23 protein-coding genes are annotated in these 27000 nt (G+C 63.3%); 7 read left to right on the top strand and 16 right to left on the bottom strand.

Features of this window, described 5'->3' with window-relative positions:
• Window positions 1-142: 142 nt before the first annotated feature.
• From ASR47_RS07255 to ASR47_RS07265, 3 genes are all read right to left on the bottom strand, one after another.
• Window positions 143-1576: an amino acid permease gene (locus tag ASR47_RS07255; RefSeq protein WP_065307085.1), complete on the bottom strand. Its 1434-nt coding sequence runs from the start codon at window positions 1574-1576 to the stop codon at window positions 143-145.
• 62 nt (window positions 1577-1638) lie between these two features.
• Window positions 1639-2100, bottom strand: coding sequence for a RidA family protein (locus ASR47_RS07260; RefSeq protein WP_065307086.1), 462 nt, complete (start codon window positions 2098-2100; stop codon window positions 1639-1641).
• A 142-nt stretch (window positions 2101-2242) separates the two neighbouring features.
• On the bottom strand, window positions 2243-3835 hold the full coding sequence (locus ASR47_RS07265; RefSeq protein WP_065307087.1) for an ABC-F family ATP-binding cassette domain-containing protein: 1593 nt from the start codon (window positions 3833-3835) through the stop codon (window positions 2243-2245).
• 329 nt (window positions 3836-4164) lie between these two features.
• Between ASR47_RS07265 and ASR47_RS07270 the strand changes: the two genes are divergently transcribed.
• The 3 genes from ASR47_RS07270 to ASR47_RS07280 all read left to right on the top strand — a co-directional run bounded on the left by ASR47_RS07270 (window position 4165) and on the right by ASR47_RS07280 (window position 7542).
• The gene (locus ASR47_RS07270) at window positions 4165-5067 is read left to right on the top strand and encodes a helix-turn-helix transcriptional regulator (protein ID WP_082988789.1); all 903 of its coding nucleotides are present in this window, start codon (window positions 4165-4167) and stop codon (window positions 5065-5067) included.
• Between the two features lie 392 nt (window positions 5068-5459).
• Window positions 5460-6002, top strand: a complete 543-nt coding sequence (locus ASR47_RS07275) for a DUF2844 domain-containing protein (protein WP_082988790.1) — start codon at window positions 5460-5462, stop codon at window positions 6000-6002.
• Between the two features lie 223 nt (window positions 6003-6225).
• Window positions 6226-7542 carry a DUF3443 family protein gene (locus ASR47_RS07280; protein ID WP_171898909.1) on the top strand — a complete coding sequence of 439 codons (1317 nt, stop codon included), beginning with the start codon at window positions 6226-6228 and terminating at the stop codon, window positions 7540-7542.
• A 19-nt stretch (window positions 7543-7561) separates the two neighbouring features.
• On the opposite strand, the gene ASR47_RS07285 is transcribed toward ASR47_RS07280, so the two are convergent.
• On the bottom strand, window positions 7562-8653 hold the full coding sequence (locus ASR47_RS07285) for an NADH:flavin oxidoreductase/NADH oxidase (RefSeq protein ID WP_065307091.1): 1092 nt from the start codon (window positions 8651-8653) through the stop codon (window positions 7562-7564).
• 158 nt (window positions 8654-8811) lie between these two features.
• Between ASR47_RS07285 and ASR47_RS07290 the strand changes: the two genes are divergently transcribed.
• Window positions 8812-9369 carry a glycine zipper 2TM domain-containing protein gene (locus ASR47_RS07290; RefSeq protein ID WP_065307092.1) on the top strand — a complete coding sequence of 186 codons (558 nt, stop codon included), beginning with the start codon at window positions 8812-8814 and terminating at the stop codon, window positions 9367-9369.
• On the opposite strand, the gene ASR47_RS07295 is transcribed toward ASR47_RS07290, so the two are convergent.
• The 9 genes from ASR47_RS07295 to ASR47_RS07335 all read right to left on the bottom strand — a co-directional run bounded on the left by ASR47_RS07295 (window position 9370) and on the right by ASR47_RS07335 (window position 23211).
• Complete coding sequence (locus ASR47_RS07295) at window positions 9370-9879, bottom strand: DUF1993 domain-containing protein (protein ID WP_065307093.1); 510 nt, start codon at window positions 9877-9879, stop codon at window positions 9370-9372.
• Window positions 9880-10029: 150 nt separating this feature from the next.
• Window positions 10030-11043: a succinylglutamate desuccinylase gene (locus ASR47_RS07300; RefSeq protein WP_065307094.1), complete on the bottom strand. Its 1014-nt coding sequence runs from the start codon at window positions 11041-11043 to the stop codon at window positions 10030-10032.
• A complete protein-coding gene (locus ASR47_RS07305; RefSeq protein ID WP_065307095.1) occupies window positions 11043-15740 on the bottom strand; it encodes an NAD-glutamate dehydrogenase domain-containing protein in 4698 nt (1565 codons plus the stop codon). The genes ASR47_RS07300 and ASR47_RS07305 overlap by 1 nt, the downstream gene beginning before the upstream one ends.
• Before the next feature lie 121 nt (window positions 15741-15861).
• The gene (gene astB / locus ASR47_RS07310; RefSeq protein WP_065307096.1) at window positions 15862-17208 is read right to left on the bottom strand and encodes an N-succinylarginine dihydrolase; all 1347 of its coding nucleotides are present in this window, start codon (window positions 17206-17208) and stop codon (window positions 15862-15864) included.
• A 9-nt stretch (window positions 17209-17217) separates the two neighbouring features.
• The gene (astD, locus tag ASR47_RS07315; protein WP_082988792.1) at window positions 17218-18708 is read right to left on the bottom strand and encodes a succinylglutamate-semialdehyde dehydrogenase; all 1491 of its coding nucleotides are present in this window, start codon (window positions 18706-18708) and stop codon (window positions 17218-17220) included.
• The gene (astA, locus tag ASR47_RS07320; RefSeq protein WP_065307097.1) at window positions 18701-19753 is read right to left on the bottom strand and encodes an arginine N-succinyltransferase; all 1053 of its coding nucleotides are present in this window, start codon (window positions 19751-19753) and stop codon (window positions 18701-18703) included. Before astA ends, astD begins: the two co-directional genes overlap by 8 nt.
• 13 nt (window positions 19754-19766) lie before the next feature.
• Window positions 19767-20798 (bottom strand): arginine N-succinyltransferase, encoded by a 1032-nt coding sequence (locus ASR47_RS07325; RefSeq protein WP_065307098.1) that lies wholly within the window; start codon window positions 20796-20798, stop codon window positions 19767-19769.
• 85 nt (window positions 20799-20883) lie between these two features.
• On the bottom strand, window positions 20884-22125 hold the full coding sequence (gene astC / locus ASR47_RS07330) for an acetylornithine/succinylornithine family transaminase (protein WP_065307099.1): 1242 nt from the start codon (window positions 22123-22125) through the stop codon (window positions 20884-20886).
• Window positions 22126-22266: 141 nt separating this feature from the next.
• Window positions 22267-23211 (bottom strand): GlxA family transcriptional regulator, encoded by a 945-nt coding sequence (locus ASR47_RS07335; protein WP_065307100.1) that lies wholly within the window; start codon window positions 23209-23211, stop codon window positions 22267-22269.
• Window positions 23212-23385: 174 nt separating this feature from the next.
• Here ASR47_RS07335 and ASR47_RS07340 point away from each other — a divergent pair, with 174 nt between their 5' ends.
• The 3 genes from ASR47_RS07340 to ASR47_RS07350 all read left to right on the top strand — a co-directional run bounded on the left by ASR47_RS07340 (window position 23386) and on the right by ASR47_RS07350 (window position 25178).
• Complete coding sequence (locus tag ASR47_RS07340) at window positions 23386-23775, top strand: MarR family winged helix-turn-helix transcriptional regulator (protein WP_082988793.1); 390 nt, start codon at window positions 23386-23388, stop codon at window positions 23773-23775.
• 43 nt (window positions 23776-23818) lie between these two features.
• Window positions 23819-24103: a hypothetical protein gene (locus ASR47_RS07345; RefSeq protein ID WP_065307102.1), complete on the top strand. Its 285-nt coding sequence runs from the start codon at window positions 23819-23821 to the stop codon at window positions 24101-24103.
• 226 nt (window positions 24104-24329) lie between these two features.
• On the top strand, window positions 24330-25178 hold the full coding sequence (locus tag ASR47_RS07350; RefSeq protein ID WP_065307103.1) for an HDOD domain-containing protein: 849 nt from the start codon (window positions 24330-24332) through the stop codon (window positions 25176-25178).
• On the opposite strand, the gene ASR47_RS27390 is transcribed toward ASR47_RS07350, so the two are convergent.
• Genes ASR47_RS27390 through ASR47_RS07360 form a run of 3 tightly spaced genes read right to left on the bottom strand, consistent with a single transcriptional unit; the run spans window position 25175 to window position 27000 of the window.
• Entirely contained in the window at window positions 25175-25336 is a 162-nt protein-coding gene (locus tag ASR47_RS27390) for a hypothetical protein (RefSeq protein ID WP_171898910.1), read from the bottom strand. The two genes, ASR47_RS07350 and ASR47_RS27390, sit on opposite strands and share 4 nt — an antisense overlap.
• Before the next feature lie 53 nt (window positions 25337-25389).
• A complete protein-coding gene (locus ASR47_RS07355; RefSeq protein WP_065307104.1) occupies window positions 25390-25710 on the bottom strand; it encodes a helix-turn-helix transcriptional regulator in 321 nt (106 codons plus the stop codon).
• Window positions 25711-27000, bottom strand: a complete 1290-nt coding sequence (locus tag ASR47_RS07360) for a type II toxin-antitoxin system HipA family toxin (RefSeq protein ID WP_065307105.1) — start codon at window positions 26998-27000, stop codon at window positions 25711-25713.

The following is a 27000-nucleotide window of genomic DNA, read 5'->3' on the forward strand; positions in this document are numbered from 1 at the left end:
CCATTTTCAAAACTAAGCGATTATAGGGCTTTCACCGGCCCAGCCGAACAGATCTTTGATGCAAGGAAACAACGCCGGCACCAGCAAAAAGCGCGCCGCTGCAATCGCAGGGGCGCGCCAGGATATTGCAAGATGCGCTGGGTTATTTCTTGCGCGGCAGATTGGCGTCAAACGGCGGCCAGCCCGCCTCATAGCCTTGCGGCACTTCTTCGCCGCCGTCTTTCGGCGCCAGCCCCAGCACGTAGTACAGCACGCTCAGCAGCAGCAGCCAGGCCGGGCCGATCACCAGCGCGATGCGGGTATCGGGGAAATACGCCATCAGGCCGATCACGAGCGCCAGGAAGGCCAGCGAAATCCACGAGCCGTACGGCGCGAACGGCATGCGGAACGCCAGTTGCCTGACTTCCGATGGGGTCAAGGTCTGGCGGAACTTCATCTGCGTTACCAGGATGATGCCCCAGGTCCAGACGGCGCCGAACGTGGAAATCGAGGTAACCCAGATAAACACTTTTTCCGGCACCAGATAGTTCAGCAGCACGCCGATCAGCAGCGCGCACACCGACACCATGATGGCGCGGCGCGGCACGCCGCTGGCCGTGGTTTCTGCAAACGCCTTGGGCGCCTGGCCCTGCAGCGCCAGGTTGTACAGCATGCGGCCGGTGCTGAAGATGCCGCCGTTACACGACGACAGGGCCGCCGTCAGCACCACGAAGTTGATGATGCCGGCGGCCGTCTTGATGCCCAGGCGCTCGAAGGTCATCACGAACGGGCTGCCGGTGGTGCCAATTTCGTTCCACGGGTAGATCGACAGGATCACGAACAGCGCGCCGACATAAAAGATCAGGATGCGCCAGAACACGGAATTGATGGCGTCGGGGATCGATTTTTTCGGGTTCGCCGCTTCGCCTGCCGTCAGGCCGATCATTTCCACGCCCAGGTAGGCAAACATCACCATCTGCAGCGACATCAGCACGCCTTGCGCGCCGTTGGGGAAGAAGCCGCCATGCGTCCACAGATTGGAAATGCCGATCGCCACGCCATCGTTGCCCAGGCCAAAGATGATCATGCCGGCGCCGCCGACGATCATCAGGATGATGGTGACGACCTTGATCAGGGCAAACCAGAATTCGAATTCGCCATAGGCCTTGACGGCCAGCAGGTTGACGGCGCCCATGGACGCCAGGGCGGCCAGCGCCCAGATCCAGCGCGGCACGTCGGGAAACCAGATGCCCATATAGATGGCGACGGCGGTGATTTCCGCCACGCAGGTGACCAGCCACAGGAACCAGTAATTCCAGCCCGTCAGGTAGCCTTGCAACGGGCCCAGGTAATCCTGGGCATAGCGGCTGAAGGAGCCGGCGACGGGATTGTGCACCGCCATTTCACCGAGCGCGCGCATGATCAGGAAGATCACCGCGCCACCTAAAATGTACGACAACATGATGCCGGGACCGGCCATCCTGATCGCATTGCCCGAGCCCAGGAACAGCCCCACGCCGATCGCGGCGCCCAGCGCCATCAGGCGTATCTGTCGCTCACCGAGGCCACGGTGCAAGCCTTGATCACTCGTTTTCATTGCTTGTCTCCGTCTTTTTTATCATGCGCCGGCCGGCTTGCGTACCGGCGCGTGTCATACTTTTACTCAGCCAGTTCGGCGATCAGTTCGATCTCCACGCAGGCGCCCAGCGGAATTTGCGCCACGCCAAACGCGGAACGCGCATGCTTGCCGCTGTCGCCAAACACTTCCACAAACAGTTCCGAGGCGCCATTGGTGACCAGGTGCTGCTCGGTGAAGTCCGGCGTGGAGTTGACCAGGCTCATCACTTTGACGATGCGCTTGACCTTGTTCAGGTCGCCGCCGCAGGCGTCCTGCAGGGTGGCCATCAGCTCGATGGCGATGCCGCGCGCGGCCTGTTTGCCCTCTTCCGTGGTGGTGTCCTTGCCCAGCTGGCCGACCCAGACCTTGCCGTCCTTCTTGGCCAGGTGGCCGGACAGGAACACGGTGTTGCCGGTGCGCGCATGCATCACATAGGCGGCGGCGGGCGCTGCCACAGTCGGCAATTCGATATTGAGGGATTTCAGTTTTTCGTAAAACGACATGCTATTTCTCCAATAAAACAAAGTGAACGATGAGCAGAGCGGCGCACAGAAAATATAACTGTGACAACAATTCCAGATTAAACCCCATCATAGGGGGGAATGCCCAGTTTAAGTTCACAAATAGGTGGGGTTATTCAGTGGATTATACCGAGCGGGCATGCAAACACAGGCCTGGCTCGTCCAGCCCCAGCTGTTGCAGGAAAGCCTGGTCGTGCGACACCACCAGCAAGGCGCCCCGGTATTGCGCCAGCATGCGCTCCAGCGCCTGCAAGCTGGCCAGGTCCAGGTGATTGTCGGGTTCATCGAGCAGCAGCAACTGCGGCGGCGTTGCGGCATACAGTTCGGCGGCCAGCGCCACCTTCATGCGCTCGCCACCGCTCAGCAGGCCGCTGGCCATGGTGGCGCGCGCACCGGCGATGCCCAGCAGCGCCAGCCGCGTGCGCAGCTCGCCTTCAGCCATGCCGGGATTGCGCGCCTGCAAGCGCTGCACCGCGCTCAGCTCGCCATCGAGCGGGCCCGCGTGCTGGTCCAGCCAGGCCAGGCGGCCATGGCGCAACACCTCGCCGCTGGCGGGCGCCAGCCGGCCGGCGATCACGCGCAGCAAGGTCGACTTGCCGCTGCCATTGTCGCCCGTCACCGCCAGCCGGCGCGGACCGGACAGGACCAGGTCAAGCGGCTGCGCCTGGCCATGCGGCAAGACCAGTCCACGCAATTCCAGCATCAGCTTGCCATTGGGCACGCTGCTGTCCGGCGCCAGCAGCAGCCGTTCGGCATCTGGCGCGCAGCGCTCGCCCGCTTCCCTCACCCGCTGCTGGCGCTCGGCCTGGGCCGCCTGCGCGCGCAGGCGCAGCTTGCCCTGGCTGTCCTGGCTGCTTTCCTTGCGCGCATCGAGCAGCAGCTTGCTTTGATTCGCATGGCGCCCGTCGCGCTCGCCGCGCGCCAGATGGCGCTGCTGGCGCTCGGCCAGTGCCTGCGCCTCGCGCCGGGCGCGTTTTTCACCGGCTTTTTCGGCCTGCAACGCCGCCTGCAATCCCGTTTGCTCCAGGCGTCGTTGCTCGGCGTATAACGCGTAGTTGCCGCCATAGCTGCGCAAGCCCTGGGCAGACAGTTCAACGATCTCGTCAACATGGCCCAGCAGGCTGCGGTCATGGCTGATCAGCAGCAGGCCGCGCGGCCAGCACGCGATCTGCCGCTCCAGCCGGGCGCGCTGTGTGACGTCCAGGTGATTGCTGGGCTCGTCAAGAATCAGCCAGCCGGCCTGCGACTGCCAGGCGCAGGCCAGGGCGATGCGCTGGCGCTCGCCACCGCTCAGGCTGGCGGTAGGCGTATCGGGCAACAGCTGGCCCAGGCCGATCTCGTCCAGCGATTGTTGCAGGCGCGCGCCGGCATCCCAGCGCTCGCCCACCAGCGCATAGTCGGCCTCATCGATGGAGCCGGCAGCGATGCGGTCGAGCGCGGCCAGCACGCCATCGACACCGGCCAGCGCCGCCACGGTAGGAAAGTGTACGGGCGAGAGTTCCTGTGGCACATGGCGCACGCCGCCATCGCAGCGCACGGCGCCACTGTGAGGCTTGACCTCGCCGGCCAGCAGCCGCGCCAGCACGCTTTTGCCCGCGCCATTGGCGCCGACCAGGCCGATACGGTGCGGCGTAAAGGGAAACAGCAATTGGTGAAACAGCGGCGTGCCATCGGGCAGCACATAAGACAGACGATCGAGTTGCAGTAATGCAGGCATGCGGATACTCCTTGTACAAGGCTGGCGAACCCGCGCGGTGGCGGGATGGGCTGGGCCGTGCACAAGCACGGCAGTATCAATGGCGCATGTCGAACCGTCCTGAAGAAATAAGATGGAGAAGCGCGAGTGTAGCAGAAGATGAGAAATCGGACATCTGGCAATGATGATGCCTTCCACGGTTTAATACATTGCAATACGGTCACTGCATCGAGACACATTTCAAGAATAGTTTTGCATGTAATGCCATCAAAATTTATAATTCAACTATTGGGTTTCATTTTCCAAAAAATTCCTGTCTTGCACGGATTGATTATCAGGAAGCGCGATCCATGAATATCAATTACGACACTGAGAATTATCGCATGCCACATTCTCTTGCATATCACGTTGTTGTCAATGCACTGGAGGGAAAATCCGGCTGGACTCCGATGAACCGCTTTTCTTCTGCAATTTCGCACATCATTGGTGGCCACCTGCCTTATCAGCGTTATCATGCCGCTGGCAAGGCCAGAATGCTGGCAAAAACCGGTGCGGGAGTCATTGAGCGCATGGTCAACGACTTTCTTGCGACCGACATGAACCCCGGGTATCTGCTCCTGTCATCGTTTCAGCAAGAAACTGATGTGTTGACTGCCTTTAATGCTTACAACCAGTCAGCCAGGCTTGGCGTACAAACAAGGCTGGGGACGCATGGATATGCGCGTCGTTCTGGCAATCAAAGCGCTGTACAACTGGAAAACGAAGCTGCCGCCCATGCAGGGCGCACCGAGCTCGATGACCCGGATCCTTGCCGCCAAGGTACGCTTGCCATTGTCGAGACGATGCTGTCCACCACCAGGAAAAATGCCTTGCTACCGCACGGGCCGCAGAAACGCAGTCTCACGTCCATGGCCAGGCTACTCGGCGTTGAGTCATCAACTGCGGCAGAGGTTGCAATTCTGTTTGAGCAAGAGGGTTACCTTCCCATTGCAGATGTCGCGCGTAGCCTCGGCTGCCATCAACGCACGCTCGAGCGCAGGCTGCGCGAGTCGGGCATTACTGCCGAATCTCTCCGGCAAGCATCAAGGCTGGTACGCGCATCTCATCGTCTGGCATCCCCTGACAGTCTCACCACGATTGCCTTTGCCGAGGGATTCTCGGACCTTGCCCACATGACGCGGGCCTTCCAGCATGCATCTGGAATGCCACCCAGCCTGATCCGCAAATTAATACGTCTTCCGCATGTCCCATAGCCCGTCCGGCGCCGGATGGTTGCAATGAAATAGATAGCCCGATCCGCCGTTTAACTCAGGGCGTCCAAAGCAAGGCGTGGCTTCATTTCATTGCCTCAAAATTTCCATCATTTCGTCGCTTGCTGGCATTGCCGCACATTTCTGCTCATCAGGACATGAGATGGCATTCAGGTGTTTCCAGCAATTGGCAGGCGATTCTTTTATTTCACATCAATCGGAGATTGTCGCATAGATTCAATCTTTTTCTGAACGGCTGCTGTATTTTTTGTCCCGTTGTCAATTCAGTTCTCCAGCACTATCCCCACTGTTATGGATATCTTTATTTGCAACGATACATGGCCGCATTCGGCCAATAAAAAATTCAAATCAGTAGCAAATGAAAAGGTGCATGCATGTCAGATCACTCAGCCAACGGCCCACTGCGGCTCACAAATATCCGCTCGCAATCGCGGCTTCCAATCATGGCCATCGCAGCTTGGGCATGCCTGTTTTCCAGCGGCGCCCAAGCCGGGCTGGGCGGCACTATCCCGACTGCCCAAGGTCCGGTGGAGGACGCCAGGAGCATGCATGCGCGCTCCTTCTCCACCCTTTCCAACGCTGCGGACTCGACGGGCTCGTCTTATTCCGCCCATCAAATCATCCTGCCCGATGGCGGCATCGCCACCGAGTTCTCCGATGCGGGTGGCTTCGTATTCGCCGTGTCGTGGGCAGCTCCTACCATGCCTGACCTGGCGGCCCTGCTGGGCGTCTACAAACCATTGCTTGATCGCGCACAACAGCGCCAGCAAGCGTCGCACATTCGCTCTCCGCGCCTGCTCAATGCCGCGTCGGGGGACTGGACCATCGTATCAAGCGGACACTTGCGTGCCTATTCCGGCTATTCCTTCCTGAGCTCGCGCCTGCCCACCGGCTTTGACCTGGCCAAGCTGCGCTGAGCACACGCCGGCGACGCTTCTCCCACTTCACATCATCAAGGATTTCATGAAACCGCCCTCTTTCTCGCACCGCTTCCGCGCGTCAATTCTGCCTGCCGCACTTGCGCTGTCGACCACCCTCGCCCTGGTGGCTTGCGGAGGTGGCAGCAACTCCGATTCTCAGCCTACGCCTCCTGTCACAGTGAGTCCACCGGTAACGCCACCTGTAGTTGTGGAGCCGCCCGTGGTCGTCGCCCCACCTGTCGCAGTGGAGCCACCAGTGGTGCTCACGCCGCCCGTGGTCACCACGCCCCCAATCCTTGTGCCAATTGAGCCGCCGATTATCGTGGCACCGCCTGTCAACCAGCCTGGAGGCTCACCGCTGAACCCGGTGGCAGCCGTCATCGGCGATGATAATGTCGCGCCGATTTACGTCGATGCCGGTCCTTTTGCCAAGAGGCCCATTCCGAACATGATTTTCGCTGACGTCAAAGTCTGTGCTCCAGACAATCCCGTCAACTGCGCCGTCATCGACCACGTCCTGGTCGATACCGGCTCGACCGGATTGCGCGTATTTGCAGACCAAATGCCCGCGCAACTGCTGGCGGCTTTGCCAGCCGCCACATCCGGCGGCGAGCCGTTGGCAGAATGCCTGAGTTTCGTATCAGGAACCACCTGGGGCAGCGTGCGCAAAGCCAATATCGGCATGGGCGGGGTCAGTCAGGCGGGCAAGCTGGCGGTCAACACACGCATCCAGATCATCAGCGATCCCGCGCCCCAGGTCGCTGATGTGCCTGCGAGTTGCCAGGTTCAGGGCATTATCGTCAAAACTGCAGCCGAAATGGGTGCAAAGGGTATCCTGGGTATTGGCCAGTTTGCCCAAGACTGCGGCTCCGCCTGCACCGTGTTTGCCCCTCCGGTCTATTACTCCTGCGCGCAATCGCCCTGCCGTCAGATCCCGGTTGCATTGGCCGATCAGGTCAGCAATCCCGTGATTGGCTTTGGCGCCGACAATAACGGCAACATCATCGTCTTGCCCAAGTTGCCGAACCACGCTGCCAACCGCGCCGATGGCATGCTGATCTTTGGCCTGGGCACCCGTGCCAATAACGCTTTGCCGGCCGGCAGCGCGGTGCTGGCGTCGACTGCGCTGGGCTACTTTGCCTCGGAATTCAATGGCCGGCAACTGGTCAACAGCTTCATCGACAGTGGCTCCACCATCATCTTTTCCCCATCGACAGGCACGGTCAATCTCAGCAGTTGCCAGGGCGGCATCGCCAGCTTCTTCTGCCCCGGATCGGACCTGTCAATCACTGCGACGAACACGGGCGTACGAGGAACCGCGTCAACCATCCCCCTTCTGATCGTTGATGCCCTTGCCGCTTTTAACGCGACTCCACAGGCTCACGCAATCGAAGGCCTGGCCGGTCCCGCTACTGCTCCGAACACCCTGTTCCTTGGCGCGAGCTTCTTCTTTGGCCGCTCGGTTGGCACGCTGATCGATGGCCGCTCCGCCATAGGGCTGAACGTGCCTGGTCCAGCCGTGACTCATACCCCCTGATCTTCCAGGCAGTTTGGTATCAGCCAAACAGGTTCTTGAGTTCGCGCGGCTGCGAGCGCCAGTACTGCGGCGGGGCCTGCACCTGGGCGCCAAGCTGGGCCGCCGCATGCCAGGGCCAGCGCGGATCGAACAGCATGGCGCGCGCCAGCGCCACCATGTCGGACTGGCCGCTGGCGATAATGGTTTCGGCCTGTTGCGCCTCGGTGATCAGCCCCACGCTGATGGTCGGCATGCCGGTTTCCGCCTTGATGCGCTCGGCAAAGCCCACCTGGTAGCCGGGACTGAGGGGAATTTGCTGCTGCGGCGACACGCCACCGCTCGACACGTGGATAAAGTCGGCGCCGCGGCGCTTCAGTTCGTGGGCCAGCTGCACGCTTTGTTCGATCTCCCAGCCGCCCTCGACCCAGTCGGTGGCGGAAATGCGCATGCCGACCGCCATGCTGGCCGGCACCGCCGCGCGCACAGCTTCATGGACTTCCAGCGGAAAACGCATGCGGTTTCCCAGGCTGCCGCCATAGGCGTCCGTGCGCTGGTTGGCCAGCGGCGACAGGAACTGATGCAGCAGGTAGCCATGCGCGCCATGGACTTCGATGCCGTCGATGCCGAGCGCATGGGCTCGCCTGGCGGCGGCGACAAACGCGGCTTTTACCTGCAATAAACCGGCTTCATCAAGCGCGATCGGCACCGTTTCGCCAGGTGCATGGGCAATCGGCGACGGCGCCACCGTCTGCCAGCCGCCGTCCGACAGGTGCACGCAGCTGCCGCCCTGCCACGGCGCGCGGCTCGACGCCTTGCGCCCGGCGTGCCCCAGCTGCACGATCAGCGGCATGGCCGAATGCTGGCGGATCGCCCGCACCACCTTGGCCAGCGCTTGCTGGTTGTCGCTTGACCACAGGCCCAGGTCCTCGGCCGAAATGCGCCCTTCCGGCGAGACCGCCGTCGCTTCCGTCATCAGGACGCCGGCGCCCGACAGCGCCAGATGGCCGAGGTGGATCATGTGCCAGTCGGTGGCATTGCCGTTCTCGGCCGAATACTGGCACATGGGGGCGATGGCGATGCGGTTGACCAGGGACAATGGCCCCAGCTGATACGGCGTGAATAACTGGCTCATGGATGACTCCGACTGAAGGAACACTGATTTTACTGTGGCTGAAAAATTTCCGGATTACACCTGCTTACGTTTGATACAGCGCAACGTCTAGCTTGGCGCGTGGCTCAGCGGTAATCTGGCTACATCGTCAACCCAGACATGTTTTTCAGGAGACCAGCATGAACAACGCTACCAACACCACCGCACGCATCCACCCTTTGATGGCCGGCGCCGCCATTTCCGCCACGGTACTGTGCCTGGTCGGCGCGGCATCGATTGCCGGTATCTTGCCGAACTCCCGCGCCAACAATGCGCCGGCCGTGCCGGCGGAACTGGCGGCCACCAACCTGGCAGCACCGCAAGCGCTGGCACCAGTGGCCGCACCGGTTGCAGCGCCAGTGGCCGCACCGGTAGTGGCGCAAGCGGCACCAGCGCCAGCACCGGTGGTGCACAAACGCGTGGTGCACCGCGTGGCGCAAGCGCGCCCGGCCAGCCGCGATGACGACTACGCTTACCGCGACACCGTCTACCGCGAACCGGTACGCCAGCAGCAGCCGGCACCGGCACCGGCACAACCGAACTATGTGGGCATCGGCACCGGCGCCGTGATCGGTGGACTGATCGGCAACCAGGTCGGTGGCGGCCGCGGCAAGGCGCTGGCAACGGTGGCCGGCGTGATCGGCGGCGGCTTCCTGGGCAATGCAGTGCAGAACCAGGTAGAGCAGCCACAACGCTAATTAATCATACGGTCCGAGATAGTCGAGTTTGCCGATGGACACGCCGTTGTTGCGCAAGATGGCGTGAACCATGGCGACATGGAAATAGAAGTTCGGCAGGGCAAAGCCAAGCAAATAGTCGTCGCCGTTGAAGCGCTTGCCCTCGTCGGTCCAGTTCAGCACCACTTCGCGCTGGGCGCTGCCCGCCATCTGGCCGGCGTTGACGCCATCGACATAGGCGATGGTGTCGGCAATGCGCTGCTGCAGCTGCTCGAACGATGCCTCATTGTCTTCGAAACGCGGCGCCGGTATGGTGCTCAGGCGCTCGACCGACATTTTCGCCGTATCGCTGACGCGCTGCACCTGCGCTGTCAGGTTCAGCATATCGGGCGCCAGCTGTGCGCCCAGTAAAATTTCCGGCACGATGCCGCCCTGCTCGACATGGGCCTGCGCTTTTTCCAGCAGGTTTGCAACGACGCGCAAGCCGCGCACGAAGACGGGGATGGTGGCCTGGTACATGGATACGGACATTGTTCACTCCTGAGTAGTGGCGATAAGCCAGTGTAGCCGAGGGCGGCACAAGCCGTGCGTACGCTGCGCCACGATGAGCGGCCAAAAAAATGGCGCCCGTCAGGAAACCCTGCGCTGGCGCCATTGCCTTGCCTTGTGCATCGCTGAAAATCAGGCCACCCGCACCACCATCAGCCCGGCGCGCAAGCCCACGCGCACATCGGGATTCGGGAACACCACCAGCTCTTGCGCATGTTGCACCGTGTAGACCGTCTCGCCATCGCTGGCGATCACGGCATGCTGGGGCAAGGACGTGAAATTGTGCGTGCCGCGGTCGAACGCCATGCGGAAATCATCGCTGTGCTTGATGATTTCCTGGGCCACCTTGAACACATGCGGCGGCGCCTTGACGGGTCGCGGCGGCGCGCCGCGCAGCAGGCTGTTCAAAGCCTGCGACACCTCATCGAACAGCGACAGATCATTTTGCCCCAGCACGCCCACGCGGCCCAATTCCACCGTGCTGGCGGCCGCGCCGCAATGCTCGGCCGAGTAATAGCTGTAGGTGCCGGCCGATTGCGGGTTCATGATGATGGCGCCGATCGCCGCCTGGCCCAGCCAGTCGACCAGCGCCGCCCTGGCGCCCTCCTCCACCAGGTCCGGCACGATGGCAAAGGTCGGGTAGACGGACGGGCGGATCGCCGTATGCAGGTCCAGGTGCCAGCGCACCGGCCCCGCATGACTGAAAAACGCCGTGGTCGCCGCGATCATTTCGTCGGCGCGCGCGCTTTCCGCCGCTTGCGCCAGAGAACCGCGCACGGGACGGAACATGCGGTTCAAATCGGCGTCGATAAAGCGCTTGCCGGCGCGAATCGCATCGACATTGCCCACGCACACCAGCAGGTCGACCGCCAGCGCATGCGGTTGCGCCGACACATCGCGCGACAAGGCGTCGAGCAGGTGCGCCAGCACTTCGATCGGCCCCGTCTCGTCGCCATGCACGCCGACCGACAGCACCACGCTGGGGCGATTGACGTCTGCCGCATTCGCCTTCACCTGCAGCATGCCGGGCGCCGGCAGCGCCACGGCAAAGCCGGCGTCCCTGAACAACTGCGCAACAGCGCCGAAGTCCGCCTGCGCCAGCGCCTGCACGGCCGGCGGCAAGCCGCCAGATTGTGCTGCCGTCATCAGGCCGCCACTTCCGCCGGCACGCCGCGGTTCACCGTTTCGGACAAGGTCCACACATCGAGCATGGCCTGTTCCAGTTCGGTCGCCGCCACATAGGCCGACAGGCCCAACGCGCTCGTCACCGCATCGACGGCATTGCCTTCACCCTGCTCGGCGCGCGCCAGCACTTGCGTCAGCAAGCGCTGTTGCGTGCGGCGCAGGGCTTGCTGCGCATAGCTGCGCAACTGTTCCTGCGACTTGCCTTGTGCGGCCAGCTTCAGGCCACGCTCGAGCGTGTCGATGCCGGCCTGGCTGCGCAGGGCCAGGCCCACTTGCAAAAAGGCCGCCAGGTCCATTGCCGCAGGACGCGGCACCGACAGGGCCGGGAACAGGAAACCCGCCACCACGTCGAGCGCATCGACCGCATCCCAGGCCTGCACAAAGGCCGGCGTCAAGCCCGGCACCAGCGCCGCTTCCGACTTGATGCCGACGGCTTGCAGCAGCTCGCGCTTCGACTGCGCGCCGAACAAAACGGTCAGCTCGGCCAGGCCGGCGCCGCGCAGTTGCTCGCCCGGCACCGACAGCACGCCGGCCAGCATGGTCCGGTGCAGCGCGCGCGTTTGCGCATCGACCTTGATCGACACCTCGCGCGGAATCGTCAAGGCGTCCGCATCGAGCGCATCGAACACCGGCGCCAGGTTCAAGGCCACCCAGGCCTGGCCCCAGGCCAGGATCACGCTGGACTCATCCACGTTGTATTCGGCCGCCAGCTCGCGCAGCATCAGCGGGCCGCAGCGGTTGACCACTTCATTGGCCAGCACGGTGGCCAGGATGGCGTTGGCCAGCGGATGGTCGAGCGCCGAGCGCGTTGCCACCAGCAGCGACGGGAAGTACGGTTTCAATACCGGCTCGGCCCAGCTCTCGTCCGTCAGCGGCAAGGTCGCCAGGATGCGCTTGTAGCGGTTCTTCACGTTGGCGATCACCACCGCCAGTTCCGGCGTCGTCAGGCCACGGCCGTCCTGCTTGCGGCGCGCCAGTTCGGCCACCGTCGGCAGCTGCTCCAGGTCGCGTGACAGGGCGCCCTCTTCTTCCAGGCTGGCGATCAGCGCCGCATAGCCGTCCTGCACCGCAGCCTCGCTTTGCGCCTGCAGTTCGCGCACCAGCAAATGCGTCTGCTGCGTGTTGTCGCGCAGGACCAGGCGCTCCACATCGTCCGTCATCGCATACAGCTCGCGGTTGCGGTCCGCTTCGGACAGCTTGCCGGCGTTCACTTCCACGTCGAGCCAGATCTTGACGTTCACTTCATGGTCGGAGCAATCGACGCCGGCCGAATTATCGATCGCATCGGTAAAGATGCGGCCATCGGCCAGCGCGAATTCGATGCGGCCGGCTTGCGTGGCGCCAAGGTTGCCGCCCTCGGCCACCACTTTGACGCGCAGCGCATTGCCGTTGACGCGAATATTGTCATTGGCGCGGTCCTTGACCTGGGCGTGGGTTTCGTTTGACGCCTTGATATAGGTGCCGATGCCGCCGTTGTAGAACAGGTCCACCGGGGCTTTCAAGATGCGGTGCATCAGTTCTTCCGGCGGCAACGACGTTTCCGCGATATCGAGCACGGCGCGGATCTGCGGCGACAGCGCAATGCTGCGCGCGCTGCGTGGATAGACGCCGCCGCCTTCCGAGATCAGCTCCTTGTTGTAATCTTCCCACGACGAGCGTGGCAGCGCGAACATGCGCGCGCGCTCGTCGAACGAGACGGCGACATCCGGCGCCGGGTCGAGGAAGATATGGCGATGGTCGAACGCGGCCACCAGTTTGAGCTGGCGCGACAGCAGCACGCCGTTGCCGAACACGTCGCCCGACATGTCGCCCACGCCGACCATGGTGATCGGGGTGGTGTTCATGTCGTGGTCCATTTCATAGAAATGGCGCTTCACGGCTTCGAACGCGCCCTTGGCGGTGATGCCCAGTTTTTTATGGTCGTAGCCGTTCGAGCCACCCGAGGCGAAGGCGTCGCCGAGCCAGAAACCGCGCTGCACGGCGATGCCGTTGGCGATGTCCGAGAACGTCGCCGTGCCCTTGTCGGCGGCCACCACCAGGTAGGGATCGGCCTCGTCAAAGCATACGGTGTCCTGTGGCGGCACGATATTGCCCAGCGAGCGATTGTCCGTCACTTCCAGCAGGCTGGCAATGAACAGGCGATACACGGCTTCGCCTTCGGCGGCGATGGTTTCACGCACGGCGTCCTTCGGCATCTGCTTGCAGACAAAACCGCCCTTGGCGCCGGCCGGCACGATGACGGCGTTCTTCACCATCTGCGCTTTCACCAGGCCCAGCACTTCGGTGCGGTAGTCTTCCATGCGGTCGGACCAGCGCAGGCCGCCACGGGCGACCGGGCCGCCGCGCAGGTGCACGCCTTCGAAACGGCGCGAGAAGACAAAGATTTCGCGGTACGGACGCGGTTCCGGCACCAGCGCCAGGCTGCTGGTGTCGAACTTGAAGATGATCTTGTCGCCGGCCTGATTGTTCTGGAAGTAGCTGGTGCGCAGGGTGGCCGTCATCAGGTCGGCCAGCGCGGCCAGGATTTCCTCGGTGTCGGCGTGATTGACCGACGCCAGGCCGGCCTTGATGCCGGCAATCGTTTCCAGCGCGGCGGCGTGCCGCTCGGCGGACAGCGACGGATCGAAGCGCTGCAAGAAGGCGTCGACCAGGGCCTTGACCAGGCCCGGCTGGCGGCGCAGGCTCTCGGCGATATAGCGTACCGAGAAGCGGCTGCCGGTCTGGCGCCAGTAGCTGGTGTAGGCGCGCACCAGCTGCACTTCGCGCGTCGACAGGCCGCCTTCGATCACCAGGCCATTCAGGCGGCCGTCTTCGACCGTGTCGTTGAACAGGGCGGCAAACAATTCCTCGGCCACCTTGGCTACTGCCGGCTGCGCCAGCTTGGCGGCGCTGGTCGCGTCCACCGTCAGGCTGGTGACGAAATAGCGCGTGCCTTCGGGCGAGAAGATCGAATAGGCCTGCTCGCGGTCGATCGCCACGCCGGCGTTATGCAGCGCCGGCAAAATGGTCGACAGCGACGGCACGCGGTTGGCCGAATACAGGCGGATGGTGGTGACGGGACCGGACTCGATGCGCACGGCCACATTGGCCGCATCGGTATTGCGCAAGATGGTGTCGAGGTCGCGGTAGGCGACGGCCGGCGCGGTGGCGGCCACGTAATCGAGCGGCAGGGTGGCGCAGAGTTTACGCAGGCTTGCGCGCAAGGCCACGTCCGGCACGGCGTCGGCCACGGCAGCAAAGCCGTTGTGCCAGCCATCGAGCACGCCCAGCAGCGGCTGCTCGATATCGGTTTCCAGGTCCAGCGGATAGCGCGCCGCATGGGCGATCAGGTAGACGCGCGCCAGCGGGCCGTCGGCCACCAGGGTCTGCATGCTGACATGGGTGGCGCCGGAACTGGTTTTCAGCGCTTTGGCCAGGGCGCTGGCGACGCTGGCGCTGTAGCGCTCGCGGGGCAGGTACACCAGCACGTTCAGGTGGCGCGCATACACGTCGCGGCGCGCAAAGACCTTGGTGCGCGGCTGCTTGTACAGCGAGACGACGGCGCCACACACCTGCGCCAGCCAGTCCAGGTCCGCTTCCAGTGCTTCGGTACGCGGCAGGGACTCGAGGATTTCACGGAATTTCTCGGCGCGGAAGCCTTGCTGGCGCACGCCGGCCAGGCTCAGCACCTTGGCCACGCGGCCGCGCGCAAACGGCAGTGCCGCCAGCGGGGTGGAGTTGCCGGCGCGCGTAAACAGGCCGACGAAGCAGTGCTCGCCGAGGATGGCGCCTTGGGCGTCGGTGTCGCGCACGCCGATGAAATCGAGCTGCTGGTCGCGGTGCAAGGTGCCGGCCACGTCGGCCTTGACGATGGACAGGCTCGATTCGCGCTTGGACAGGGTGTCGAAGTCGCCGGGAATATTGGCCAGGCAGCTGCCATAGACCGGGTGGGCGGTATCCTGCAGCACGCCGATGCGGCTGGGCAGGTCGCGTTCCAGTTCGCGCACGCCGGATTTGACGCGGTAATAGGCATAACCGAAGACTTCGAAACCGCCGCTGCGCGCCCACTCCAGAAAGGCGGCCACTTCCGGGCCTTCTTCGCCCTGGCTGGCGGCGGCCACCGCCGACAGCCGCTCGCCCATGGCGGCGCTGTCGCGGCGCACCACGGCGGCGTCGCGCGCCACCAGTTCGATCGCGGCCACCAGCGCGGCTTGCGCGTCGGCGGTCAGTTCTTCGTCCAGCAGCACCAGCACGAAGGATTCGAGCGGGTCACCCGGCTGGCGCACCGCGTCCACGCTGCCGTCAACCGCGCGGCGCACCGGCAGCACGGTATTCATCACGCCGCGCACGGCCAGGTGCTGGCGGCGCATGGCCATCACGATGGAGTCGACCAGGTAAGGCATGTCCTGGTTCAGGATCAGCAAGGCGCTCGCCATGCCGCCACGGCCATCGGCGTAGCGCAGCGTGGCGATCTGGCAGCCGTCGCCGCCGCGGGTGGCCGCTTGCGTGAAGCCGTCGACCAGCACCGGCGCGAGGCTATCGGGCGCGATATCGGCCAGGTCTTCCGCGTCGAGCGAATCGAGCCAGGCTTGTACCAGGTCGGTGACGCTCTTGCTGGCCGCGCTGGCCTGCACCAGTTGCAGCGTTTGCGTGCGCAAATCTTGTGGCGTGTGGTTCATCTTGCATCTCCATGTCGTGGTGTGTGTGCAGCGCGGCCATGCGGGCTTATGGCTGGCCGGCCGTGCTGGTCAGGGATGGGGTTGGCCCGTCCAATTCTGTTATCCGGTATTGCGGTTGCTGCTATGCCTGGCTCTCGTACAATCCCGGCAAGTTGAGGATGACCGTCAGTTCTTCAAGCGCAGCATGCACTTCCAGCGCCAGCTGCGGGTCTGCCAGGTCGGACGGCTCCAGGTGGTCGCGGTAGTGCTTTTCCACCCACGCCACCAGCCTATGGTACAGCGCTTCGGTCATCAGCACACCCTGGTGCATGGCGCGCGCCTCGGTTTCGGTCAAGGCGACGCGCAAACGCAGGCAGGCCGGCCCGCCGCCATTGCGCATGCTCTGGCGCAGATCGAAATGAATCAGCTCGTCGATCGGCGCGTCGCTGGCCACCAGGTTTGCCAGGTAGCGCGAGACGGCCTTGTTTTCCTGGCACTCCTGGGGTATCACCAGCGCCATCTTGCCATCTTCTTTTGTCAACAGCTGGCTGTTGAACAGATAGCTGGTCACGGCGTCCGCAATCGGCACCTGGCCGGTGTCGACGCGCAGCGCGACCAGATCCGCACCGGCGTGCGCCACCGCGCGGCGCAGCTGCGACAGGCTGGCCTCTTCATCGGCAAACGCCTGCTCGTGATGGAACAGCACATTGCCATTGCCGACCGCGATCACATCGTTGTGGAACACGCCCTGGTCGATCACCTCGGGGTTCTGCTGCACGTAGACGCAGCGTTTGGCATCCAGTCCATGCAGGCGCGCCACCGCCTGCGACGCTTCCAGGGTCTGGCGCGCCGGATAGCGTTTAGGGCTTGGTGCCGATGGGTCGAACTCCACCCGGCCGTAGACGAACAATTCGACCGACGGCGCGCCGTGCGCGGCGCCCAGGCGCGTATGGTTGGCGGCGCCCTCGTCGCCAAACGCCGGCGTCGAGGGCAGCGCGTCATGCACGGCAAAGTGTTGTTCATCGCCGAAGATGGCGCGCAGGCTGCGCGCCGACTGCGCGTGCTCGAAGGCGCGGTGCAGCTTGTTGTTCAGGTTGGCGGCCGTGAAGTGCACGCGCCCGTCCCGCGTGTCGGCCGACGGGCTGACGGTGGCGGCGTTGGCGGTCCACATCGGCGAGGCGGAATAGGCGCAGGCCAGGATCACCGGCGATTCTTTATACGCGCGCGCCAGCACATCGGCGTCGCTGCCCGTAAAACCGATGGCGCGCAGCAGGCGGAAATTCGGCCGGTCCTGCGGCGGCAGCAGGGCCTGCGCAAAACCGCGCGCGGCCAGCGCGCGCATCTTGGCCAGGCCCTGCAAGGCGGCCTGCCTCGGATTCGACGCGCTCTTTACGTTGCTGAACGAAGCGACGTTGCCGAACGAGAGCCCGGCGTAGTTGTGCGAGGGGCCCACCAGGCCGTCAAAATTGTATTCGCGCGTGCCTTGCATGGTCACTCCTTAGAAATGCAAACCGGGCGACAGCTTGGCCGGCAGGGACAAGGCCGCGTTCTCGATCGAGGCGACCGGATAGGCGCAGTAATCGGCCGCGTAATAGGCGCTCGGGCGATGGTTGCCGGACTTGCCGACGCCGCCGAACGGCGCCGTGCTGGCCGCGCCCGTGGTCGGGCGGTTCCAGTTGATGATGCCGGCGCGCGCGCGGGTCTGGAAGCGCTGCCACAGCGCCGCGTCGTCCGACAGCAGGGCCGCCGCGAGACCAAACTCGGTGGCGTTGGCGACCTTCAGGGCCGCGTCAAAGTCGGCCACGCGGATCACCTGCAGCAGCGGGCCGAACCACTCTTCGTCCGGGATGCCTTTCGCATCGGTGACGTCGACGATGCCGGCCGTGACCAAGCCCGCTTCCGGGTTGAGCTGGCGCATCTGCAGCAGGGTGGTGCCGCCCCTGGCGACCATGTCCATCTGCGCCTGCACCAGGCGTTTTGCCACGGCGGCGGAGACGACGGGCCCCATGAACGGCTCGGGCTGGGCGTTCGAAGCGCCCAGGCCCAGCTTGCCCGCCACCTCCACCAGGCGCGCAATGAAAGCGGCACCAAAGGCGTTGTCCTGCACCACCAGGCGGCGCGCGCAGGTGCAGCGCTGGCCGGCCGAGACAAAGGCGGAGAAGATCGCGTGATGCACGGCCGCGTCGACGTCCTGGATGTCCCACACCACCAGCGCGTTGTTGCCGCCCATTTCCAGCGCCAGCATCTTGCCCGGCTGGCCGCCGAACTGGCGGTGCAAACTCACGCCGGTCTGGCAGGACCCCGTAAACAGCACCCCGTCGAGCAAGGCGTTCGCGCCCAGCGCCACGCCGGTATCGCGCGCGCCGTTGACCAGGTTGATCACGCCATCGGGCAGGCCGGCCTGCTGCCACAGCTGCACGGTTTTAACCGCCGTGCGCGGCGCATACTCGCTGGGCTTGAAGACGATGGTGTTACCGGCGATCAGGGCCGGCACGATATGGCCATTGGGCAGGTGGCCAGGAAAATTGTAGGGACCGAACACGCCGAACACGCCGTGCGGGCGGTGGCGCAGCACGGCCTCGCCGTCGGCGATGGTGCTGTGCGTGACGCCGGTGCGCGCATTGTAGGACTGCACCGAGATGTCGATCTTGTTGGCCATGGTGGCCACTTCCGTACGCGACTCCCACAACGGTTTGCCCACTTCTTCCGAGATCAGCCGCGCCAGTTCTTCGGCATTGGTTTTCAGCAGGTCGCGAAAGCGCACGCAGGTGGCGATGCGCTCCGCCAGTGGCGTGTCGGCCCAGCTGTCAAACGCGGTGCGGGCGGCCAGGCAGGCCTGCTCCACATCGCCGGCCGTGGCGGCCAGGCTGGCCCAGGTCTGGCGGCCGCTGGACGGGTCGATGGTCACCAGTTCGGCGCCGCTGCCGGCCAGCCAGGCGCCGTTGATAAAGTTGGACAAGGCGGATGCTGCATTGAATTGTTCAGACATGGGTATGCTTCCTCGGGTTGAGTGACAGCGTGCGCACGGTGTCGCCGTGCCGGCAGCGCAGCAGATGCAATTCATCGTCGTGCAAAGCCAGCTTGCCGCCTTGCGGCATGGCGTCGGTGACGATCATGCGGAAATCCTTCAGGTCGGTGTTCGACACCAGATACGGTTCGGCATCGGCCGCCAGCGCGCAGGCTTCCAGGCCGCCTGGCGCATCGAGCACGGCCGGCAGGCTGTCACGCATGGCGCGCAGTTCGGACACGCGCGCCTGCAGCACCGGGCCGGCGTCGAAAATGTCGACATAGCCTTCGAAGTGCAGGCCTTCCTGTTCCAGCAAACGGCGCGCGGGCGCCGTGCTCAGGTGGACCTTGCCGATCACCTCCTGCGCCTCGTCGGGCAGGTAGGCCACGTACATGGGCTGACGCGGCATCAGCTCGGCGATGAAGGACTTTTTGCCAAGGCTGGTGAGGTCGTCGACATGGTGAAAATCCATCTTGAAGAAGTGGCGGCCCAGGCCTTCGTAGAACGGCGAACTGCCGTCCTGGGCCTGGTAGCCGCGCATCTCGGCGATCAGTTTTTCGGTGAACAGGTGCGGGAACTGGGCGATGAACAGGAAACGGCTTTTCGACAGCAGCTTGCCGTTGGTGCCGCTGCGGTAATCGGGGTGCAAGAACAGCGAACACAGTTCGGTGCTGCCGGTCAGGTCGTTCGACAGGTACAGCGTTTCCATGCGCGTAAATACATCGAGCTCGCGGCTGGAATGGACCAGGGTGCCGATGCGGTAATTGTAAAACGGCTCTTCCAGGCCGACCGCGCCCTTGATGGCGCACACGCCGGCCAGGCGGCCCGAGTCGGTATCCTCCATGACGAACATGTAGTCGCGCTTTTCGGGTGGGATGGTTTCGGCGAACGAGGCGCAGGCAATCGCCAGCCGGTCGCCCAGCATGGTCATGTCGGGTTTGAGGGTGGTCATGCCGGTGCCGACCTGGCTGGCCAGGCCGTACAGGGCGTCGAGATCGGAAGCGTTGATGGCGCGAACTACTAGCATGCGGTGGTCTCCCTTAGATGCGGACGCAAATGACGCTGTCGCCGGCGGACACCGCCAGCGTGTCGAGCAGCTCGGCGGGCAGGCCCACCGTGTCTTGCGCTTCAAGCGCATCGCAGACAAACGTCACGGCGCGGAAATTGCGCTCGGCGCCGGAGGCGATTGCATAATTGACTTTCAGGCCGGTGCGGCTGGGCGTCATGCCTGCCGTCACCTTGCGGGTCAGCGAACCCGTAAACGAGCGCAGCGAATTCTTGTGCGCCTGCAGGATCGGTCCGCCGTCGAAAATATCGATGTAGTCATCGGCTTCGAAGCCCTCTTCCGTCAGCAGGTTGAAGGCCAGTTCGCCGCTCGGATGGATCTGGCCCATGGCCGCCTGCGCGTCGCCGGGCAGCAGCGGCACGTAGACCGGATAGTGCGGCATCAGTTCGACGATCAGGGTGCGGTTGCGCGCGCCGCCGATGACTTTTTCGGCATCGAGAAAATCCATCTGGAAGAACTTGCGGCCCAGCGCATCCCAGAACGGCGACTGGCCGTCGCCATCGGTAATGCCGGCCAGCGGCACGAAAAAGCGGTCGCCGAAACGGTGCGGCGCCAGGACCGCGAACAGCAGCCGCGCGCGCGACAGCAGCGCCGCTTCCAGGCCCGCCTGCTCCATGTTGCGCACATAGAAACCGGACAATTGCGAGTACGCCGTCAGCTCCGAACACAAGGTCAGCGCATGCACGCTGTGGCTGATGTTCAGGTCGCGCGAGACCTGCTGGATGACGTCGTTGCGAAAGGAAAAATAGGTGCCATTCGAGCCGGCCGAGGCGAAGATGGCGGCCGTGCCGAGGATGCTTTTGTCCGCCAGCGATTCGAGCACGAACAGATACGATTCTTCGCTGGGGATGTCGACATGGGCGGCAAACGAGGCGATGGAGCGCTCGACGGAAGCGGCGATTTTCTCGCGCGTCTTCGGCAGGGTATGGACACCCGGCATGGTGATCGCGGCCAGCGCTTCAAGGGCTGCGATATCCGCAATTTCTACCGGACGGACAACATACATGGAGACTCCTTACTCACAGGGTAAAACCAGGCCGGCCCGCGGCAAAGGCGGCGGGCCGGTGATGTGATGCGGGGGGTGTTACACCTTATGCCTTGAGCAGGCCGTCGATGCCAACGCGCAGCAAACGGCCCGCTTCGGCAATCTGCGCGTCCGACACGATCAGCGCCGGCGCCAGGCGCACCACGTCCATGCCGGCGATCAGGACCATCAGGCCCTGCGCTTCGGCCGCCTTCTGGATGTCTTTCGCGCGGCCTTTCCAGGCATCGCTGACGACCAGGCCCAGCAGCAAGCCGCTGCCGCGCACCGCCGAGAACACTTGCGGGTAGTCGTTGATCAGGCTTTCCAGCATGGCGATGGTGTTGACGCTGGCTTCTTTTACACGCGCCAGGAAGGCCGGCGTATTGATCGTTTCCAGCACTTTCAACGCGACCGTGGTGGCCAGCGGGTTGCCGCCGTAGGTGGTGCCGTGGCTGCCGACATTCAGGGTTTGCGCCAGTGTTTCGGTGGTCAGCATGGCGCCGATCGGATAGCCATTGCCCAGCGCCTTGGCGGCGGTCAGGATGTCCGGTGTCACGCCATAGCCCATGTAGGCGAACAGGGCGCCGGTACGGCCCATGCCGCACTGCACTTCGTCAAAGATCAGCAGGGCGCCGGTCTTGTCGCACAGCGCGCGCAGTTCTTTCAGGAATTCAGGGTTGCCCGGCACCACGCCGCCTTCGCCTTGCACCGGCTCGACGATCACCGCGCACACATCGTCGCCGATGGCGGCGCGCGCCGCTTCGATATCGTTGTAGGCGATATGGTCGATCGATGGCGGCAGCGGTTCGAAGCCTTCCGTGTACTTCGACTGGCCGCCAACCGACACCGTAAACAGGGTGCGGCCATGGAAGGAGCTGAAGCAGGAAATGATGCGCGACTTGTGTGCGCCGAATTTCGTGTGCGCGTATTTGCGCGCCAGTTTCAGCGCCGCTTCATTGGCTTCCGCACCCGAGTTGCAGAAAAACGCGCGGTCGGCAAAGGTCGCTTCGGTCAGCGCTTGCGCCAGGCGCAGCACCGGCTCGTTGGTGTAGCCATTGCCCAGGTGCCACAGGGTATTGATCTGTTTGGTCAAGACATCGACCAGCGCCGGATGGCAGTGGCCCAGGCTGTTGACGGCGATGCCGGAGGTGAAATCGAGGTAATGCTTGCCGGACTGGTCCCACAGGTCGAGGCCGGCGCCGCGCACGGGCACCATGGCGGCGGGAGCGTAGGTGGGAACGAGAACCTGATCATAGGTTTCGCGGGTGACTGGACGAGCCGTTACGGTCGAATCAAGCTTGGCATTCATGGCATTCCCCATCAATATGTTAGGTACTCCCGCAGCTACGACAGCTGCGCGTGTACTGCATTATAAAAAGCGGGATGCTAAAACTCTTTTGAATCTGCGACAAGGTTTTTCACAATTCATCACAGGAAAGCCTTGCTGCGTCTAGCTTGGCGGCATCAATTTGCGCTGGCGCTCTTCGCGCGGCGTATTGCCGAACAGGGTGCCAAACGCCGTGGAAAAGTGCGAACCCGACGAAAAACCGCACATCAGCCCCACTTGCACGATGGAGTAATGTGTATCGAGCAATAGTTGCCGCGAGCGCTGCAGCCGCAGCTCCAGGTAGTAGCGCGACGGCAGGCTGCCCAGGTATTGCTTGAACAGCCGTTCGAGCTGGCGCCGCGACAGGCCGACCAGGCTGGCGATGTCGTCGGTCGACAGCGGCTCCTCGATATTGGCCTCCATCAGGGTCACCGCTTCCGACAACTTCGGCTGCAGCACGCCGAAACGCGCCTGCAGGGCGACGCGCTGGCGCTCTTCCTTGCCGCGCACCTTGTCCACACACAGCGCTTCCTTGACCAGGGCCTGGGCGTCGGCGCCGAAAATGGTGTCGATCAGGGTCAGCGAGAAATCGATGCTGGCCGCGCCGCCGCAACAAGTGAGATGGGGGCCGTCGATATCGAACAGGTGCGGCGTCAGGATGGCGCGCTCGGCCTTGGCTTCCGCATCGGCATACAGGGCCCATGGCAGGGCGATGCGCACGCCATCCATCACGCCCGCGTCGGCCAGCCACAGTACGGCCGCGCCGACGCCACCCCAGAATGGCGCAGAACGGCAGCGCTCGATCACGGCACGGCACAGCTCGCCTGACAGCGGCGCCTGGGTTTCATCGGCCACCAGCAGCGCCACATGCCAGTGGCCGCCCTCCGCGGCCACCTGCTGCGGCGTGCGGATGTCGAGCTGGAACGCTTGCGGACCGAGCGCGCGCGCGCACAGGCGCAGCGGCTGCACCAGGCCGGCCCAGGTGATCGACTCGGCGTCGCCGGCGTTAATCAGCAGCAGGCGCAGCGGTTTATCGAGGCCGATACGGGAGAGAGTGGCAAAGGACATCGGCAGGCGCAGTCGGCTCTAAGCTGGAGTGCGCACATGATACCGGAGTTTGGGGGCGCGGAGTCCGCCATGGCGCCACGCGTTTGGCGCACCGGAAAAAAGCGGGCCACAAGGATATAATCACGGCCTATGGGTGAACGATATTTAAAAAGTATCCGGCTGCTGGCTGAGTGCATGCAAGGCTTCGAACGGTTTTCGAGCGACTTTGTGCGCCAGTACGGCCTGACGCATGCGCAGTTCGACATTATCGCCACGCTGGGCAATACCTGCGGCATGCCTTACAAGGAACTGGGCCAGAAAACCCTGATCACCAAGGGCACGCTGACGGGGGTGATCGAACGGCTGGAGCAAAAGGGACTGGTCCGGCGCGAACGCTGCCCACACGACAAGCGCTCCTACTCGGTGCGCCTGAGCGTTGAAGGCGAGCAAGTGTTTCATGACGTGTTTCCCAAGCTTACCAGGCAAGGGCAACAGTTATTTGAAGGCTATACCGAAGACGATTTCGTCCGGCTGGAAAACAGCCTGGCGGGACTGAAACAGGCCATTGCAAACGGCCACAGCTGAAAACTCATCAAGCAAGCATCCAAAAATATCAAAGGAAATCAAGTTGAAAACCTCCCTGCTCGACGGCAAAAAACCTGCCCATTTCGATAAACACATCATCGGCAATCTGCTGCTCAACGCCAGCACGCCGGAACTGGTGCGCCAGGAAAAACTGATCATCGGCATCCGCAACGAAGACGGCGAAATCTACCGCCTGATCGGCGCCACCAAGCACAACAGCTTCATGAACGCGGTCGAGGAACTGTTCGACCTGGGTCTGACGGATGAACTGGAAGACAGCGATGAACTGGTCGAAGGCTGTGACGCGATTTTCAGCGAAGTGTTGTAAGTTTTATACATCGTAGGTCGGATTAGCGCGCAAGCGCGTAATCCGACACCACCACGGTCGCAGCCAACAATGCTGTCGGGTCACAGCCAACAATGCTGTCGGGTCACCGCCAACAATGTTGTCGGATTACGCGCGGCTTCGCCGCGCTAATCCGACCTACGCCTGTTTACAAAAAAATCAATTTGAAAAAGTTCCGCAGAGAAATATTGCGAGTATAATTTTTTCGATGAACAGACTCGACGCCTTTAAAAGTATCGCCGCACTTGCTGGCCGTGGCGAGCTGACCTTCCCCGCCAACGTGAACGCTTCGCTCAAGCTGCAGCAGGCGCTGGCCGATCCCGATTGCCATATCGAAGCGGCTGCCAAGCTGGTGCAGGCCGACCCGCTGCTGGCCGCGCGCACGGTGGCGATTGCCAATTCGGTCGCCTTCAACCGCTCCGGCATTGAAATTACCAGCGTGCGCAACGCGGTGCAGCGCCTCGGCGTGCGCACCTTGCAATCGGTGGTGGCCGCGCTGATCGTGCGCCAGCTGGGCAGCACCATTACCGATCCGGTACTGCAGGCCAAGGCCGCCCAGCTGTGGGAGCACACGGCCCATGTGGCGGCGCTGTCGCAGGTGATCGCGCGCCGCGTGACCAAGGTCGACGCCGATACGGCGCTATTTGCCGGCATCATGCATGAAGTGGGCGGCTTTTACCTGCTCTCGCGCGCGGCCGAATTCCCCGGCTTGCTCGATGGCGAACCGCAGGAATGGATCGAATATGGCGAGCAGGCCATCGGCCAGGGCGTGCTGGCCAAGCTGAAGGTGCCGGAAGCGGTGATGAACGCCATCGGCTCGCTGTGGGAAGGCCTGCGCGCGATTCCCCCCGAATCGCTGGGCGACACCCTGCTGCTGGCCAACGACCTGGCGCCGGTGGCCTCGCCGCTCAACGAAAGTCCGGCCGCGATTGCCGTGCGCAACGCGCGCGCTGCGCGCGGCATCGACTGCCTGATCGGCGACGACGCGACCTTGTCGAGCATCCTGGCCGACGCCGACGAGGAAGTGCAGTCGCTGCTGCACGTGCTGGTTCACTAATCTTTCTTGACCGGCGCCACGGGCGCCAGCAGCGGTTTGGCGTTCTCGACGATCAGCACATGCTTGTCAATCGCCGGCGTGCGTTGCCGCTGCTGCACCATCATTGTGGCAACAGCCTTGGTACTGAGCAGCGGCTTGGGATGGCGTGGGAAGAACACGGTGTTCCTTGTCGTGATTGAATCTTGCCTAGATGCAGGCACTTATCAACTTTTCAAGTGCCGGCTATCGTTCCCCGTGGCGGCACGCGCGGCCGCGGCCTGGCCACCGCCCCTGGCGCCATGCCCATGGGACGCAACAGTTTTTCCGCCGTCACCAGGGTCGGGCTGGACACTTCGCGTTCAATATCCTGCAAGGTGCGTGGCGATACCGCGCACAGTTTGGCGTATTCGGCGATGGTCAGGCGCAAGGCGTTACGGATGGTGCGAATGACCGCCGGAATCGGCATGGCGGGATCGGCCGCCAGTTCGGCCGCCAGGGCCCGGCGCACTTGCACCTGCTCGGCCGCCGTCAGCGGATTGAAGCGCTTGTCCATCTACAGGTTCTCCAACTGCGCACGGACATTGTCCAGCGCTTTATTCATCGGTGCCAGAAAGCGCTCCTCGATGCCCAGCGCGCGGGCATCGTCGAACAGCGTCGACAACGGCAGGGCCATGGCGGCAACAGCCGCCGTCACGGCATGCAGGTTCACCTGCGCCGCCGCGCAGGCCTGCTCGATCACGCTGCGCCATACGGGTGAGCCACCATCATCGCCCTGCCAGCGCATGCGCCGCGCAATCCCGTCCGGATGGAGCCACATCGGCGCAAAATCGAACAGTGGGGTAAGTGCCATGGTGCCGTCGTGCCGCCGCTGGATGGCGGTGTTGCGGGCATGATTGTCTTTATTGCCCAGCACGATGTTCGCCACATCGCGTTTGATATATTCGATGATGTCACGCGTGGGATCAGTAGCCACTTCACCGAGTTTCCCGCACACATCGTTATGGGAAGGGACTCTTCCAAATCCGCCGATGCCGCACAGTGACGCGATGCTTTCCTGGCCTTGACGCACGACACCGTCTTGTGTGACGGCACGGTCGAAGCGTGGAATGAACAAGGCGCGCTCGTGCAGCATCAGATCGGCATGGACATCGAGTCCCAGCCCTTTTGCCAATTGCATGTAGGGCGCTTCCAGGCGGAGAATATTGGCCAATGCCTCATCTTTGCCACGGCCAAATTTGACGATGTAATGCGCTTTCGCCTCTTCATCAGGCAGCGTATGGTCAAGATAAAACAGGCCGTCGTGCGCTTGCGTGAGCAGTATTTTGGGCCACTCGCCCTGCACACCGGACGAACCGGCCAGGAACAAGCCATGCTGCGCAAGATACTCATTGAAATCATCCGCCCGGGCAGCGACCTCCTCAGTCGAGAAACCTCGCATCCTGTTGCCGCTACGTTCCATGATCCATGCATGTGCTTCCTTGATGCGCAGGTTACCAATCGGGTTGCCGGCGCCGGCGCATAGTAGCGCCCAGTCGGCGGCCGGCCCCGCAGCGCCGTCTCTTTTCAGCTGTTTCAGCAGTTCGATGCGGCCATAGCCTTGCGGTAGCAAATCGGCCAGGAATGCCGGCCAACGGTCTTCTGCATAGCTTTCCAGATCGACTGGCACATTGACAGACAGGGCCGCGGCATCATTACTTTTCCAATAACGAATTGCATAGTCAGGAAGATAGACAAGATAGGTAGCGGCAGCGACGCCCAGATCGACCTCGCCCGTCAGGTCCAGCACGGCGGCATCCTGCCAGATAGCATCGGCGAAGACCTGTAGTGTGCAAGTAGTATCCAT

The sequence above is a fragment of the Janthinobacterium psychrotolerans genome, assembly GCF_001677885.1.
Lineage (GTDB): Bacteria > Pseudomonadota > Gammaproteobacteria > Burkholderiales > Burkholderiaceae_D > Janthinobacterium > Janthinobacterium psychrotolerans.

What these genes read in the sequence shown, in the direction of transcription:
- ASR47_RS07255 (WP_065307085.1), bottom strand. Translation starts at nt 1,576, where the DNA reads ATGAAAACGAGTGATCAAGGCTTGCACCGTGGCCTCGGTGAGCGACAG.
- ASR47_RS07260 (WP_065307086.1), bottom strand. Translation starts at nt 2,100, where the DNA reads ATGTCGTTTTACGAAAAACTGAAATCCCTCAATATCGAATTGCCGACT.
- ASR47_RS07265 (WP_065307087.1), bottom strand. Translation starts at nt 3,835, where the DNA reads ATGCCTGCATTACTGCAACTCGATCGTCTGTCTTATGTGCTGCCCGAT.
- ASR47_RS07270 (WP_082988789.1), top strand. Translation starts at nt 4,165, where the DNA reads ATGAATATCAATTACGACACTGAGAATTATCGCATGCCACATTCTCTT.
- ASR47_RS07275 (WP_082988790.1), top strand. Translation starts at nt 5,460, where the DNA reads ATGTCAGATCACTCAGCCAACGGCCCACTGCGGCTCACAAATATCCGC.
- ASR47_RS07285 (WP_065307091.1), bottom strand. Translation starts at nt 8,653, where the DNA reads ATGAGCCAGTTATTCACGCCGTATCAGCTGGGGCCATTGTCCCTGGTC.
- ASR47_RS07290 (WP_065307092.1), top strand. Translation starts at nt 8,812, where the DNA reads ATGAACAACGCTACCAACACCACCGCACGCATCCACCCTTTGATGGCC.
- ASR47_RS07295 (WP_065307093.1), bottom strand. Translation starts at nt 9,879, where the DNA reads ATGTCCGTATCCATGTACCAGGCCACCATCCCCGTCTTCGTGCGCGGC.
- ASR47_RS07300 (WP_065307094.1), bottom strand. Translation starts at nt 11,043, where the DNA reads ATGACGGCAGCACAATCTGGCGGCTTGCCGCCGGCCGTGCAGGCGCTG.
- ASR47_RS07305 (WP_065307095.1), bottom strand. Translation starts at nt 15,740, where the DNA reads ATGAACCACACGCCACAAGATTTGCGCACGCAAACGCTGCAACTGGTG.
- astB (WP_065307096.1), bottom strand. Translation starts at nt 17,208, where the DNA reads ATGCAAGGCACGCGCGAATACAATTTTGACGGCCTGGTGGGCCCCTCG.
- astD (WP_082988792.1), bottom strand. Translation starts at nt 18,708, where the DNA reads ATGTCTGAACAATTCAATGCAGCATCCGCCTTGTCCAACTTTATCAAC.
- astA (WP_065307097.1), bottom strand. Translation starts at nt 19,753, where the DNA reads ATGCTAGTAGTTCGCGCCATCAACGCTTCCGATCTCGACGCCCTGTAC.
- ASR47_RS07325 (WP_065307098.1), bottom strand. Translation starts at nt 20,798, where the DNA reads ATGTATGTTGTCCGTCCGGTAGAAATTGCGGATATCGCAGCCCTTGAA.
- astC (WP_065307099.1), bottom strand. Translation starts at nt 22,125, where the DNA reads ATGAATGCCAAGCTTGATTCGACCGTAACGGCTCGTCCAGTCACCCGC.
- ASR47_RS07335 (WP_065307100.1), bottom strand. Translation starts at nt 23,211, where the DNA reads ATGTCCTTTGCCACTCTCTCCCGTATCGGCCTCGATAAACCGCTGCGC.
- ASR47_RS07340 (WP_082988793.1), top strand. Translation starts at nt 23,386, where the DNA reads ATGCAAGGCTTCGAACGGTTTTCGAGCGACTTTGTGCGCCAGTACGGC.
- ASR47_RS07350 (WP_065307103.1), top strand. Translation starts at nt 24,330, where the DNA reads ATGAACAGACTCGACGCCTTTAAAAGTATCGCCGCACTTGCTGGCCGT.
- ASR47_RS07355 (WP_065307104.1), bottom strand. Translation starts at nt 25,710, where the DNA reads ATGGACAAGCGCTTCAATCCGCTGACGGCGGCCGAGCAGGTGCAAGTG.
- ASR47_RS07360 (WP_065307105.1), bottom strand. Translation starts at nt 27,000, where the DNA reads ATGGATACTACTTGCACACTACAGGTCTTCGCCGATGCTATCTGGCAG.